General features: G+C 69.2%; 9 protein-coding genes and 2 pseudogenes. 6 read left to right on the top strand and 5 right to left on the bottom strand.

The features are described 5' to 3' along the window. Positions 1 to 55: 55 nt before the first annotated feature. Positions 56 to 1573, top strand: coding sequence for a polyprenol phosphomannose-dependent alpha 1,6 mannosyltransferase MptB (mptB, locus tag ACWCPW_RS47550; RefSeq protein ID WP_449767890.1), 1518 nt, complete (start codon positions 56 to 58; stop codon positions 1571 to 1573). A 1009-nt stretch (positions 1574 to 2582) separates the two neighbouring features. Here the strand turns inward: mptB and ACWCPW_RS47555 are convergent. Then, a complete protein-coding gene (locus ACWCPW_RS47555) occupies positions 2583 to 3095 on the bottom strand; it encodes a hypothetical protein (protein ID WP_449767880.1) in 513 nt (170 codons plus the stop codon). Positions 3096 to 4107: 1012 nt separating this feature from the next. On the opposite strand from ACWCPW_RS47555, the pseudogene ACWCPW_RS47560 reads away from it, so the two are divergent. Beyond that, positions 4108 to 4326 (top strand): annotated as a pseudogene (locus ACWCPW_RS47560) (site-specific integrase); the annotation flags it as partial. A gap of 140 nt (positions 4327 to 4466) precedes the next feature. After that, positions 4467 to 7561, top strand: a pseudogene (locus ACWCPW_RS47565) (Tn3 family transposase). Positions 7562 to 7644: 83 nt separating this feature from the next. On the opposite strand, the gene ACWCPW_RS47570 reads toward ACWCPW_RS47565, so the two are convergent. Beyond that, positions 7645 to 8244 carry a hypothetical protein gene (locus tag ACWCPW_RS47570; RefSeq protein ID WP_449767881.1) on the bottom strand — a complete coding sequence of 200 codons (600 nt, stop codon included), beginning with the start codon at positions 8242 to 8244 and terminating at the stop codon, positions 7645 to 7647. After that, positions 8241 to 8537, bottom strand: a complete 297-nt coding sequence (locus ACWCPW_RS47575) for a hypothetical protein (protein WP_449767882.1) — start codon at positions 8535 to 8537, stop codon at positions 8241 to 8243. The genes ACWCPW_RS47570 and ACWCPW_RS47575 overlap by 4 nt, the downstream gene beginning before the upstream one ends. Before the next feature lie 175 nt (positions 8538 to 8712). Here ACWCPW_RS47575 and ACWCPW_RS47580 point away from each other — a divergent pair, with 175 nt between their 5' ends. Next, entirely contained in the window at positions 8713 to 8841 is a 129-nt protein-coding gene (locus tag ACWCPW_RS47580) for a hypothetical protein (RefSeq protein WP_449767883.1), read from the top strand. Positions 8842 to 8996: 155 nt separating this feature from the next. Then, complete coding sequence (locus tag ACWCPW_RS47585; RefSeq protein WP_449767884.1) at positions 8997 to 9122, top strand: hypothetical protein; 126 nt, start codon at positions 8997 to 8999, stop codon at positions 9120 to 9122. Between the two features lie 174 nt (positions 9123 to 9296). On the opposite strand, the gene ACWCPW_RS47590 is transcribed toward ACWCPW_RS47585, so the two are convergent. Next, positions 9297 to 9857, bottom strand: coding sequence for a hypothetical protein (locus tag ACWCPW_RS47590; RefSeq protein WP_449767885.1), 561 nt, complete (start codon positions 9855 to 9857; stop codon positions 9297 to 9299). A 296-nt stretch (positions 9858 to 10153) separates the two neighbouring features. Further along, complete coding sequence (locus ACWCPW_RS47595; RefSeq protein WP_449767886.1) at positions 10154 to 13210, bottom strand: Tn3 family transposase; 3057 nt, start codon at positions 13208 to 13210, stop codon at positions 10154 to 10156. A gap of 919 nt (positions 13211 to 14129) precedes the next feature. On the opposite strand from ACWCPW_RS47595, the gene ACWCPW_RS47600 reads away from it, so the two are divergent. Continuing rightward, the coding region (locus ACWCPW_RS47600) for a hypothetical protein (protein ID WP_449767887.1) at positions 14130 to 14613 on the top strand (484 nt) is incomplete at its 3' end.

Genomic DNA, 14613 nt, shown 5'->3' on the forward strand with positions numbered 1-14613 from the left:
TAATCAATCGCAAGGAATACTGCGTATGTGGGCGCTCCAAAAGGCACCCAACGAGCTGGAGCCACCTCACTCGGGATTCAGCCTTCGCGACGACCCACCGTCAAGCCGTGAGCGGACGAGGATGTCACGGGTGGGCGCGTTACGCCTCTGGGGCGCGACGGGGACTCTGGCGATGGCGGTGGGCGGGTTCGGGTCGGGATCCCTGCCCGCCCACGACGCCTGGGGACTGTGGGTTCCCCGAAGTGGTGAGGTTGCCTTGGCCGCAGAAATCGTGGCCTACGTCGGACTGGCGATCCTCGTGGTGACATGGGGGGTCTACGGGAGGCTGCTGGCCCGGGGCGAATCCACGAGTGCACGCGAAACGGTGAAGACCCTCGTCTGGTGGATCGTGCCGCTGGCATTGGCTCCGCCGCTCTACAGCGCCGACGCCTACAGCTACATCGCCCAGGGCGCGATGGTTCTGGAGGGCCTCGACGTTTACGTGCACGGTCCTTCCGTCCTGCCCCTCGACTCCCCGGGCGCAGACGCAGCGGCGAGTGTCGGTCCCAGGTGGGTGGAGACCCCGGCCCCGTACGGTCCGGCCTTTCTCCTGCTCGCGAAGGTCCTGGTCGGACTGACGAACGGGGCCATTGTGCCCACGGTGCTCGGGATGCGTCTGGTGTCGATGGTTGCGCTCGGCCTGATCGTCTGGGCGGTGAGGCAGTTGGCGAACGAGTACGATGCGCCCGCCTGTCGTACGTTGTGGTTGGCAGCGTTGAATCCGTTGACGGTGATGCATGTCGTCGGCGGCGTGCACAACGACGGACTCATGATTGCCCTCATGCTGGCAGGCATCGTCCTGACCCTGCGAGGGCGATGGGTGTGCGGGAGCGGGTTGGTCGGCTTCGCGATGATGGTCAAGACGCCCGCCGCCGTCGCCCTGCTCTTCGTCGTGGTGATCGTCGCACAGGGAGCCCGAGGATCGCGGTTTCGTCGCATGGCCACCGGGATAGTCGGTCCGGGCACGATCGCGTTGGTCGTGGTGATGGCAACGACGATCCTCAGCGGTACCGGCTTCGGCTGGTTGCGGACCCAAGGGGTCGCCGCCACGATATACACCCCACTTTCGGCCACCAGTTCGATCGGGCTCTCGGTCGGTCACCTGGCCCAAGCGTCAGTCGGCTTCGATCCGGCGACGGCGATGCGCGCCGTCCAGACGCTTGGCCTCGTGGCGATGGTGACGGCGATCGCCGTCCTCGTCGTCGGAACTCTGACCCGACGACTTCCGCCAATGGTCGGCCATGGATTGTCATTGTTGGCGCTCGTTGCCTTCTCACCCATGGTCCAGCCCTGGTATCTCCTGTGGGGAATCTGTGCGGTCGCCGCCGCGGTCGGCTGGAACGACCGGATCGGTAGAACCTTGATCATTTTGTCCGCTGGGTTGGCGTTCGAGGGCCGCCCCTCGGGTGCCACGCCGCCGTGGGTAGCCGGCTTCGTGCTCGTGGCGGCCATCGCGGCCTACCTGATGTCGAGCCCTGCTCGCGTTGGTCCACGGTACGTCGCGCCGGCCCCGGCGCCCGCGCGAGTCTCGTGAGGCGACAGGGGTTCCGAAGTGCCAATGGGGATCGGCCGGCCCGTTTCGAGGGTCATCGCAGGCGATGGTTCCCGATGGCCGTGCGATTGGGGGGACCGGACATGCTGACGGCGCCGGACGCGAGTATGGCGCCCGAAGCGGCATGGGCGGCGCGTCAGCGTGCCGACGCCGGACCTGCCAGGCATTCGCCGCCGCGTTCTCGGCGGGGAGCACGGTCTCGCTGTGCAACAACCAGTGGCGTATCACGCCGATGAACGCTCCTGCCGCGCAGTGCGCCCGTGGTCGGGCGCCCGCCAGGTGCGGGTGGCTTTGACGCCCGTGGTCAGCTGGAATATCACTTGCACGGCGACCAGGCGCTGCAGACGGTCGATGAGCCGAGCCGAGCCGCACGTCCCCAACATCCGTTGGTAAAGCACTGCGGCGGATTCGACGTGGCTGAAAACGGCGACCGGTTCCGGCGGCATCGACCTCGGCCGGGCCGCCGGCGGGCGGCGGGCGACGGGCGACGGGCGACGGGCGACGGGCGACGGGCGACGGGCGACGGGCGACGGGCGACATGACCAGTTCGCATCCGTAGGCGGCACATGATTCCACTATTTGGGTGATCTCCCGGACGGTGTGCCGGAAGAGACCCATCGTCTCGGTGAGACGGTTCACCCGCACGCCTATTCGATTCGCTTCTTCCAGGATCGCCTCTGCGGCGGAAATCGAGTCGACGGTGGGGATCTCGACTCGATATGAGCCGCCGTCCGAAAAGCGAAGGGCCGACGGCGGCAGATCGAGCATGTCCTCGTGCGGCACGTTGATCCGACGCAGGGAACGGCGCGTGTCGCCGAACAAGGTCTGAATATCGTTACGCGGTCTCGGCCACTCGGGGTAGTGCGCGTCCAATCCCTTTTGAGGGATCTCGTGGCGGTCGAGGGCGAGACGAAGTGGTCGTTCATGGGCCGGCGCCGACACCCTGGCGGGGCACCGGCGGTGGCTCGACCACCGCCCCCGGGGCGTCGGGTCACCAGTCGCCCGGGGTCGGGGTGATGGCGTAGTGGGCCACGGCGTCACGGAGTTGTTCGAGGAAGTCGCGTAGGTCGGTTGCGATGGGCGTGTAGTCGCCGTTCAGGGCGGCGTCGTGTGAGCGGTACACCTTGTTGTCGGGGCCCATGGCATAAAGATTCCTCCGCGGTTGCTGGCGAAGATCGTGCCGCTTGCCGTCGTCGAGGACGATGGGGTCGCCGACGACTTGCCTGATGACGTGGCTGGGCGGGTGGATGAAGAACGCGTTGGCGAAGGCGCCCATGAGCACCTCGTCGATCACGCTGTAGAAGGTGATCAGGTCCGGTGGGGTTCCCGGGTGGGCGCGAAGCGTCTCGAGGCCACGTTGATCGGAGCCCACCGGGACGATCTCGTTCCTGCCGGGCGGGTAGGGGTCGTCGCCGTCGAACGCCGACATGACGGACTGCAGGTGCACGGTGACGTCTGCGGCCCAGTTGCGGACCCAGTGCGGGTCGAGGGAATCCAAGTTCACGGGGATGTCCTGTCGCTTGAGGGGTGGCGCTGGTGAGGGTCGAGGGGCCATGCACTGACTTCGGCGGGGTGTTCGGGCCGGTCACCCGCGGAGGGGTGTTGCCGGGCGACGTCGGTGGATGGCGACCGGACGGGCGCGGTTCGCGGTGGCGGGTTGGAACAGCGGCCACGCTCGCATCGCCCCGGGGCGTCCGACCACGATCACTCCCGGGGCGGCCCGGACCGGGGGGACGCCAAGCGGACGGTCGTCGGTCTTCGCGACGTCGCGGCGTCCCCGTCGAGGGGTTCGACCCGTCCCGGGGACGCGGTGCGGGTCGCGACGAGGTCGTTTCGGTCCCTGTGCCGCTGGACGAGACGACCATGTCCGAGCCGGAGGACCACGATGGGCTTCCCGAAGACCCTTTGGCGGAGTCGGCCGCAGACCGTCGACGAACCGGGGTTCGGGAATGAAGCGTGCCCGGACGATGAGTGCGTGGTTCGGAGTCGGCGTCGAGTGAGTGGACGTGGGCACCGTCCCGCGTCCGGGACTCGTATGGCCCGTGCAGGGCCGTGTTGCGGCGAGCCCTTTCGCCACGCCGGCGAATTCGGTCGCCGGCGTATGGGCGTGTGCCCGGAAGGTCGAGTCCCCGCGCCACGGCGCCGACCTCGGGTCGCGCACCGAGCACGGTCGAAACGAGGAGCCGTCGAGCGGGCGGGCATGCAGCCGCGACCGATGAGAGCGGTCGACGACGCGAACAAGGAAGCGGGTGGCACGAGGGGTCACACGATCATGATCGGATCGGGATCCGGCGCGCGACACGGACATGCAGGTCTGAGGAACATCGATGTCAGATCGTGCGCTAAGGCCGCGTCTGTCCTGGTGGCAGGCCGACGTGCCATGCCCGGGCGGTGAGTTCGGAGATCGAGGCGCAGATAATGACCTATTATCTGTGTCAACCGTGAACTTGAGCTGCGGCGATGATTCTCGGGGCCGACGCGAAGCGCCCCCGTTATCTGCGGCAAGCCGCAGCGAGGTGGTGGCGCTGCCGGTTGCCGGCGGGCTGACAGTGCAAGCGGCGGCGGACTCGTTTCTCGACGCGCAGGCGAACCCGAACACCGCGCGGGCCTACGCGGTGGCGGTCGGCAAGACCGCCGACCACCTCGGCGGGGCGCGGCCGCTTCAGTCGGTCGCCGACGATGAGGTCGGTCAGGCGCTCGAACTGCTGTGGGGATCGGCGGCGGTCAACACCTGGAAGGGGTGGCACCCGAATACGCCGGAAAGGGGCCGTGACATCAAGTGCGGTGGCTAGGCTTCTTGGGCCTTGTCGTGTCGTGAGTGCTCGGGGTGCTGGTGACGTCGATCGACCGCACCGCCTATCCGCGGTTCGAGCGGATGTCGGCGCGGGACGTGCCGGACGTGTTCATGCTGACGGCCGAGGAGGTCGTGTGGGCGCGGGAGAAGACGACGACCGATCCGCATCTGCTGTCGTTGGCGGCGTGGTTGAAGTCGTACCAGTACCTCGGGTACTTCCCGAGATTGGACCAGATCCCCGTGGCAGCATTGGTCACTTGCGCGCCGTGCTGGGTCTGGCCGAGGACGTGCCGTGTGAGGTGGACGCGGACCGGACGGCCAAGCGCCATCGGGAATTCGTACGTAAGCGGTTGGGTGTGGTCTACGACCAGGCCGGGGCGCGGGTGATCGCTGAGGCGGCGATCCGCGCGGCCGCGCGGTCCAAGGACAACCCGGCCGATCTCATCAATGTGGCGCTGGAGCAGCTGATCCGCAGGCGGCGGGAGCTGCCGGGCTTCTCAACGCTGAACGAGATGGCGGCGGCGATTCGCGCCGAGGTCAACCGGGGTGTGTTCGCGGCGGTCTCCGGGAGGGTCCCGTGGGACGCTCGGGCGCGGCTGCTGCAATTGCTGGTAGTCGATCCGGCGGTGCGCCGCAGTCAGTTCGACCGGCTCAAGGACCCGGCGAAGGCCGCGACGATCGGCAAGCTCAAGGCGCGGCTCGCGCACCTGGCCGCGTTGGACGCGATCGGTCCGACCGAGGCATGGCTGGTGGGGGTGCCGATGGCGAAGGTCGGGCACTTCGCCGGCGAGGCCCGGCTGACCGACGCCAACGACATGGGCAAGGTGGGCGAGGCCAAGCGGCTTTCGCTGCTGGCCGCGCTGGTGCACACGCTGCGGATCAGCGCGCGCGATGAGGTGACCGACATGTTCTGCAAGGGCATGGCGGCCATCCACCGCAGAGGCCGCGAAAGGCTGGAGGAGCTGCGCGAGGCGCACCGCGCCGAGTCCGAGCGCCTGTTGGAAGTGTTCGGCGAGGTGCTGGCCGCGGCCCGCGAAGGCACCGCCGCTGCAGACGACGATGTCGCGTCGGTTGCGGGCGTCGACGGCCACGGCGAGGGCTCGGCACCCGGTGACGAGGGGCGTGGGGACGGCGCCGACGCAGACGAGGCTGCCGGAGAGGAGGCTGCGCGGCGTACGGGCGAGCTGGTACTCAAGGCATTGGAGGCCAGCGGCGGTCTGGGGGCCTTGACGGCCGCGCATGAGGCGGTGGCGGCGCACCACGGGAACAACTACCTGCCGCTGGTGGAGCAGTTCTACAAGTCGCATCGCTCGGTGCTCTTCACCCTGGTGGACGCGTTGGAGTTGGAGGCGACGTCGGCGGAGCGGGCGGTGGTGGACGCGGTGGCGTTCATCCGGGCGAACCGGGACCGGCGCGGGGAGTGGATCGAGGAGTCCACGGTGCACGTGCGCGACGGCGAGAAGGTGGCCCTCGCGGTCGACGTGGACGCGTTCGCCTCAGGGATGTGGCGCACGACACTGCGGGACAAGCGCCACCCGGGGATGCTGGCGCGCCGGCACCTGGAGGTGTGCGTGTTCTCGCACCTCGCCACGGAACTGCGCAGCGGGGATGTCGCGGTGGTCGGCTCGGACTCGTACGCGAACCTGTACGACCAGTTGACGAGCTGGGAGGAGTGCGCCCCGCACGTGCCGGAGTTCTGCGAGCAGGCCGGCATCCCGGCCGACACGGCGGCACTGGCCGCGCACTATCGCGGGCTGTTGACGAAGACCGCCCGAGAGGTGGACGCGGGGTATCCGGCGAACACCGACCTGCGGTTGGAAGGCGGGCGACCGGTGCTGGCTCGCCGCAAAGGGGCCGAGCGCAGGCCGTCCGCACTCGCGCTGGAGAGCCGGATCCTGGAGCGGCTGCCCGAACGGTCGCTGCTGGACATCCTCGGGCGCACCGCGCACCTGACCGGCTGGCACCGGCACTTCGGACCGCCGTCCGGGTCGGACCCGAAGATCCGCGGCGACGTGATGGGCCGATACGTGGTGACGGCGTTCGCATACGGCGGGAACCTGGGGCCGACCGAGGTCGCGCGGCACATGCGCGGGGTCAGCGCGCACGAGATCTCCACCGCGGGGAACAAGCACGCCGACCCCAACAAGATCCACCGGGCGTCCGTTGACGTCATCGACGCGTTCGCGCTGCTGGACGTCGCGGGCAATGTGGGGCGACGGGCGCACTGCGGCGGCCGACGGCTCCAGATCGACACCTGGGAGAACAACCTGCTGGCCGAATCCCACATCCGCTATGGCGGGTTCGGCGGAATCGCGTACCGACTGATCTCCGACACCTATGTGGCGTTGTTCTCCCGGTTCATCCCGTGCGGGGTGTGGGAGGCGGTCTACCTGCTGGACCTGCTGCTGTCCAACGACTCGGCGATCCGCCCCGATGCGGTCCACGCCGATACCCAAGGCCAGTCGCTGCCGGTGTTCGGGCTGGCCGCATTGCTGGGCTTCGACCTGCTGCCGCGGATCCGCAACTGGCACGACCTCGCCTTCCACCGCCCCGACCCATCCATCCGCTACCGGCACATCGACTCGCTGTTCGGCGACCACACCATCGACTGGGCCCTGATCAAAAGGCACTGGACCGACCTGCTCCGCACCGGGATCTCGATCCGGGAGGGCCGGCTGTCGTCGGTGACGCTGCTGCGTCGGCTGGGCAACCACTCCAAGCGCAACCGCATCTACAAGGCGCTGCGGGAGCTGGGGTGCGTGGTGCGGACCGTGACGCTGCTGCGGTATCTGTCCGAGCCGGCCCTGCGGGAGCACATCACCGCGGTGACGAACCGCACCGAGGCGTTCCACGACTACGCGACGTGGCTGATGATCGGCGGGCGGCTCATCGGCCACAACGACCCCGGCTACCAGGAGAGGGTGGTGAAGTTCAACGAGCTGATCGCGAACGCCGCGATCCACTCCGCCGCGCTCGACATCACCGACGCCGCGAACGCCTTGGCTGCCGAGGGCCACCCGGTCGACGTCGACGACCTCGCGACCATCACCCCGTACATCACCCGCACGATCCGACGCTTCGGCGACTGGGTCCTTAACCTGGCCCCGCCCGACGCGGACCCGACGGTCAGGCTCGACCTGCAACCGCGGGTGCTGTTCCCCGCCACAGCGACCTGACCCGCGTCCCAGAACGTGACGGCGGCGATGCCCGGTCCACCAGCGAGGGCTTAAACCGGTCTGTCAGGTGCAACCAGCCGGCCTCATAGGGCCGCACGCCGTGCGGCGTCGCGCAGGGACTCCAGGATGATGCGCCCGGGGTAGTACTCGCGGGGGTACTTGTTGCGGTAGTAGCAGTTCCAGTAGCTGGCGATGCGTTGGCTCGTGAGGTGCAGGAAGTCCGGGTTCGCGGCGAGGAAGGCGCCGTATACGTCGTGTTGGGGTGTTCCGGGGATGTCGATGTCGACCAGCCCGTCCCAGATGGTGCGCTGGATCTCCACCACGTACTCGCCGACCAGATGGACCACGAAGGGCACCACCCACGGCTCGGCCAGGGGAAGGATGCGCTCCAGGTGGCGCTGGCGTACCCGGCCGTCATGATGCCGCGTGTAGAGGCAGTGAAGGACGAACACCTGGCGTTCGGAGAACGACGCGGACAGCGCGATGTCCGGTTCGTCGTTGTAGATGCGGTACGGGATCGCCACGCGCTCGCCTTGGACATCGACCGGGAACGGTTCGACGGGCCCCAGCCTGTGCGGCGGCATCGTCGACGCGACAGCGCGCACGTCGTCGGCGAGGAACCCCGGGAACGCCGCGACGAAGTACGAGGCGTGGTTCGGGGGCTCTGCGGGAACAGAGGTCATCGGCGGGAGACGTCCGCGTCGGGAGCCAGGCGCAAGCCGGCGGCGGCGAGGAACGCCGCGAGGGGCATGTATCCCTCGTCCGTGCCGTCGTTCCATTCCTTCACCGTCCGGGACCGCCCGGACTCCCAAGCCTCGGTGGTCCACGAGTCCGGGTCGCTGTCCGGATGCTGCTCGACGGTGCCGATGCCGTGGCGGTAGTGCAGGAAGAGGTAGCGGCCGTCAGCGGTCCACACGTCCCACTGCGACGGGTGGCTCCCGCACGTCTCCACCACCCGCGCGATCACGTCATCCATCAGGCCCCCGCAACGTCGTCTCCATCGGCGGATGATCGTATCCGGCATCTGCCGCAGTAAATGCCGGATTTACCGCGGCAGGGCCTTTAGCGTGAGCCCCGCGACCTGCAGCGCCGTCTTGGCGGCCGCCAGGCGAGGTGTACGCATTTACTGCGGCAGAGGCAAAGGGGCGGCCATGGCGATCGAACAGGCCGCGGCAGTACCGCACAACGGCCAGGCCGTCCCGGCGCCGCGCGGAGACGTGGTGCCGCTCTCGCCGGCGCCGCCGACGTACGAGGCGAGGCCGCGGTCGAGCGGTACCTGACCGGAGCCGGCATCGCCAAGTGCTCCGCCCGCATCTACCGCATCGCGCTCACCACCTGGGGCTGGCTGCTGCGCGGCGAACCCGCGCCCCTCGGGCCCGCGCGCCGCGGAGCCCGACCCGACCCGTTCGACCTCGGGGAACGCGACGGGGTCAACGTGCTGCTGCTGATGGCCAAGTCGCGGCACCGCAAGCCCGACAACCTCAGCCGCTACGTCAAAGCGTCACCTGAGGCAATCGCCAAACTGACCACCCTGCTCGCACCAGGAGACGTCCGGCGCTGAGCAACTCGCCTGCCCTGAGGTGTGATTTCCGCTACCGCTGGATCGTTTCGGGTTTCCGCGGGCTGCGGTCGAACGTCGGGATGGCCCCGCGATTGCCCTTGTCCGTGCCGCAGGCAGGGATCACCGGTGGTGCGTTGGGCGGCACGGGACGCGTAGCACGGAGTGCGCACGGCGCTACGGACATCTGGCCACGCGTACCCATCCGGGCGTGCTCTGGGCGGGGGTCATTTGGAGTACCGACAACGCTGATTGCAGCGTGTCGTCCCACGCCGGATCGACGGTCAGCAGCGGGCTGCTCCCCGCACCGTCGGCGTCGTTGGCCTGCCTGACCGGGGCGGGGACCACCGCAGTGGCGAGGGCGTACATCGGCCAGGCGTACATCGGCTCGTGTTCCGTCCTGTGGCGGATGATCTCCACTCCCAGCCGCGACGGCGCCCCAAGGGCGCAAGCCCAGTACGCCTCTGTGTCCCACGGCTCCGTGCAACCGAGGACTGTGAGCATCTGCTCTGCCGCGGCCAGTTCGAAGTTGTCCTCGTCGTCGTCGTAGCTGTACCAGTCAAGAGCCAGGGATCCGTCTTCGTCTGCTTCCAGAACGTCCCACCGTCCGCTGCCGCCAAGGTTGTACCCGTACACGAAGACCGTGTCGCCCGGCGCCGTCGCTGGCCAGGTGGACGGCACTCGGGTGCCGCCGACGTCCTGCAGCCCGTGCGTCCCTTCCAGGGGACCTCCCGCCATGTGCTTTCCTTCCTCGCCCCAACGGTTCCGGCATCCGATCATGCCAACCGGGTGCCCCGCCCGTGGGATCGCCCGACCGCATCGATCGCGTCATCGCCCTGGGTTGAGGAGCATCGGGCCGGGAACCAGCTCTCGCGCTCTCCGTGGCCATCGGCAATGGCTCACGCTTTGTTCCTTCTCACTCCCCGACCTGCGTCAAGTCGCAGAGCGTCAGACGCGCCAGGGCCGTCCCCCTGACCTTTAACGGGGACGGCCCCTGCGACATCGTGGCTTACCGACCGCGGCGCGGATGCTGGTCAGTCTTCCTCGGCCGTACCCGGGTCGCGCAGCGGCCGTAGGCCGTCGGGCAGGTCGGGGAGGCGGAAGGAGTACCGGCCGAGCATGTTGACGTGGTGGCGGACGAACGGGGAGAGACGGGCCACATCCTCGTCGCGGACGTCGAACCCGTCGCCGCGCAGCTTGGTCACGGCGGCGTCCATGTAGCGGGTGTTGAACAGCACCAGCGCGTTCAGGACGAGGCCGAGGGCGCCGATCTGGTCCTCCATGCCGTCCTGGTACCGCTGGTACGGCTGCCCGTGCTTGCCGTGGAAGATCTTCCGGGCCAGCGCGTGCCGGCCCTCCTGCAGGTTGGCCTGCACCTTGATCTGCCGCCGGTAGCCGGGTTCGTCGGCCAGCCGCAGGATGTGCAGGGTCTTGGAGATCCGCCCGTAGTGCGCGATCGCGTCGCCCAGGGGTGTCGGGCGGCCGTCACGGGACAGCATGCGGATGACGTCGTAGGCGCGGACGGCTCCGGTGTGGATGGAGCCGACGATCCGCAGGATGTCGTCCCAGTGCCGCTCGATGCGGGCCAGGTTGATCCAGCCGCGGGCGGCGTCGGTGAAGGCGCCGTAGTCGGAGGCGCGGTCGATGCGCCACATCTTCTGATCGGGCAGGTCGGCGAGCTGCGGGGCGTAGGCGAACCCGGCCAGGGTGAGCAGCCCGAACACGATGTCGCTGTAGGAGGCGGTGTCGGTGACGATCATCTCCGGGCGGCGGCCGCCGTCGCGGTCGTACAGCACGTCCAGCACGTACAGCGAGTCGCGCGGGGTGCCGGCCACGACCTTCCCGCCCAGCCCGGCTGCCTGGTCGTTGATCATGTTGAGCCACGTTGCCCCGCCCCGACGTCCGAAGAATTTCGGGTTCGGCCGCGCGTACACGCTGGGGACGGGCACCACGAACCGCATCCCGTCGACCGAGGCGACCAGCCCGCCACCCCACGCCTGCGCGAGCGGGATAGGCGCCTGGTGCGCGATGAGCGTGGCGTTCGCTGCCCGGTAGGTCGCCAGCCGCAGGTACGTCTGGTCGACGTGGGACAGCCGCCCGTACTTCAGTGCGTCGACGCCGCCGATGACTGGGGTGTAGCCGACGTTGCAGCCGTGGGCGACCAGCAGCGCCGCGATGGTGACGTGCAGGTCCTTCAACCGTGCCTCGCCGCCGGTGACCGAGGTGAACGCCTGGTCGGCGCCGGTCCAGGAGAACACCTCCAGCAGCACTTCGGGCAGGTCGACGCGCGGGAGCATCGCGTTCACCGCCGCCCGCAGGTTCAGCAGCGAGACCGGTTCGGGCTCCGGCTCCAGCGCCGCGAAGTGCAGCCGTCCTGTGTCGTCGAACGTGATCTGCGCATTGGCCGGCACGCGATCCGCGACCTCGCGGTACGTGCCGTCCAGCAGCGCGGCCCGCGCTGCCAGGTGCGCGTCGGGCGAGGCCGGCAGGTTCACTGACGCCAGCACCGTCGGCCGTGTCCGCTTCCACGCGTCGCCAGCCAGCAGCTTGGCCCGCGGGTCGCTCCACTTGGAGGAGTTCTTCGCGAACACCTCCCGTCGGCGCAGCATCCGGTGGAACCGCTCCAGCACGCAGAACACGTACGCCTCCCAGTCCACCGTGCCCGGTTCCAGGCCCGGCCCGTGCAGGACCAGGCGCCGCCACGACCCGGTGAGGAGGTCGGTGTCGATCTCGGCGGGGGTGACCTTCTTGCGGCCCATCAGCTCGGGCAGCGTCTTCAACGCAGCCAGCACTGGGGCGCCTTCCGGGGTGGCGCCGAAGTCGACGGCCTCGACCAGCAGCTTCAAGAACGGCCGCACGGTGCCGAACCGGGACACCAGCAGCGCCCGCCACGCGGCATCGGCGTCGGAGTCCAGCGGCGGCGTCAGCTCGAACAGCGCCGCGACGGCCGCGGCGAGTTCGTGGCGCGGCACCACGGCCTCGATGCGCTCCCACATCCCTGTCAGTGTGTCGACCTCGGGCGGGGTGATCTTCCCGGTCTCGGTGTCGACCTGCTCGGCGGTGGTGTCGAAGACGACCTGGAACGCGGTCGCCGGCTTCGCCGACGCCCGCTCCACCCGCGGCAGCGTCTTCAGCTTCGCCTTCGCGCTCTCCCGCTCGACCCGGGCCGGCAGCTTCGTGGCGACCAGCACGTCCAGCAGGTCCAACGCGTCGTCCACCGTCCGCTCCGCCAGATGCACCGCGGTCGCCGGCAGCGTCGCCGGCCGCCGCTCGTCAGTGTGCCGCTTCAGCAACGACGCCTTGCCGTCCACCCCGTACCGCGACAACGCCGCCGGCCGCCGCGGCGGTATCGCCGACACGTCCACCGAGCCCATGCCCAAGTCGGTGATCTCCCGCACCCGTTCCAGCGCGGCCTTCATCTGCGGGCCGGAGACCCGCACCGGGCCGTGCCGCAGCCGGTCCAGCTTCGACACCCGCGCGCCCGGCGGCACCGCCAACAGCGCGTCCAACGCCCCGCGCTGCCCCGTCGTCAGCAGCCCGTGCAAGGTGTCCCACAGCCGTTGGTTCGCCGCCTCCCGCACCGTCCCCACCAGCCGGGCCAGGCGGCTCGCTCCGGGCAGCAGCACCCGGCGTTCACGCAGCCATCCGGCCGCCACGTCGAACAACGCCTTCGGCCCGTCCCCGGTCGTCCACGCCCGCGCGTCCAACCACACGACCAACTCGTCGCGGACCTCGGCGAAGTCCCGCCAGCCGCCCGCGTCCTGGATCTCCCCGGCGTGCGTCCGCGCTGTCCCGTCCCGCTCGCCGTACTCCTTCAGACACGACGGATCCGCGATCGCGAGCTGTTCGGCGAGGTACTCGGCGACCTCCTCCGGCACCCGCCGCGGGTCCGGCATGAACCGGCCCAGGAACCGCACGCTCGTCGGCTGCACCGCGAACCCGAGCCGGTTGTGCGCCCGCCGCTTGCCCTCGATCAACTCCCGGTCCGCGTCGTCCAGGAAGAAGTACCGCTCCAACTCCGCCCGCGACGGCGCCCCGTGAAACGCCCCGTACCCGGCCGCCTGCTCATCCGACAGGAACTCAACCGCCACCACAGCCCTCCGAAGGGTCGACAACAACGACCCGCGAAGGCTCCGCCCCGCAATCACCCCAGGTCAAAGCACCAATCAGCGTGGAAAACGCTTAGCGCACGATCTGACATGGATGTTCCCCAGCCCCCATGCACGTGGAAATCCGATCTTTGATGCATTGGGCCGGACCCAGGAATCCCACTCTCCCGTTCGGGCATCGGGCATCGGGTATCGGCGCGAACCATCCGTGGCGGGTATGGCGGGAGCATCGACCGGCGACCACGGCCACCACCCGTTCGACGACCGCACCCGGCAACACCCGCGCACCACCGCCGGCCACCACACCGACGCCGACATCCACTGGTGGCCCGCACCCCGGTACACACCTCGACAACCACCCCTTGTCCTGACTCCCGCAGGGGCCCAGAGTCACCGGATCCCGACCCAGATCCGGGCGCGGGGACCCTGGGCAATCAGGAGCTGGAGGTGGGTGACGCGGATGGGCAGGCTGTCCTGGACGGCACGGGCGTTAATGAACGCTATCGGAATCTGAGTGACCCCGAAGTCGGTCAGGCCCAGTCCCGCGTGCCGACGTACAGGTCAACCGCGCGTGAAAGTCGCCCCGGTAGCCGTGAAGCCAACTTCGAAACCACCGAGGTGCAGGTCGAACCTTGCCGTGTCCGACGACAGCGACCACTGCAGCCCGTGAAAGGACCGCCCCTCCAGGGGAGTGAAGTCATCGTTTCCCCGAGGCGGGGCAGGCGCACCACCCGAGTGTGTGCACGGCTCACGATCCGTGTGGCGGTACGGATACGGGTCGGCCATCCGGCGGGCTCGATGTTTCCCTGCCGGTTGCCCCGTGCGTGGGCAAATCAGGCTTCCCTCAGAGGAGTTCGATCCGGTCCGGTCTGTGATTCCCGATGAGAGGGGCACATCCATCATGCTCGGTTCGTATCGCCGACGCACCGTCGGCGCGCTGTCGGCCGCGCTCGGCGCCACCATGACACTCGTGGTCGGCACGACGACCTCGGCCCAGGCGGCCACCTTCGTCAACGGCGGCGCCGACAGTCTGTACGACGTCACCCGAGCCCTCGCCGACGAATACGCGTTCAACGTCGACCCGAACGGCGGCGACTGGCTCACCGCACCCGCCGCCCCGGGTACCTTCACCTTCGCCAAGGCCGCGTGCAACGCCTACTACGCCACCCACCCGCTGCCGACGAACGCGGACGTGCTGCCCCTGGAACGTGCGCAGGTGGTGCCGAACTGCTTCGCCTTCGCCCGCACCGACGTCACCCCGCCCACCCCCACCGATCTCACCTACATGGGGTTACGAGGTGTTACGCCCGAAGGGCGCCCCCCGGGGGGCGCCCTTAGGTGCCGGACCGGGTGCAGGTGGTGGAGTGGGATCGGGTCTTCGGGCT

The sequence above is a fragment of the Embleya sp. NPDC001921 genome (assembly GCF_053594475.1).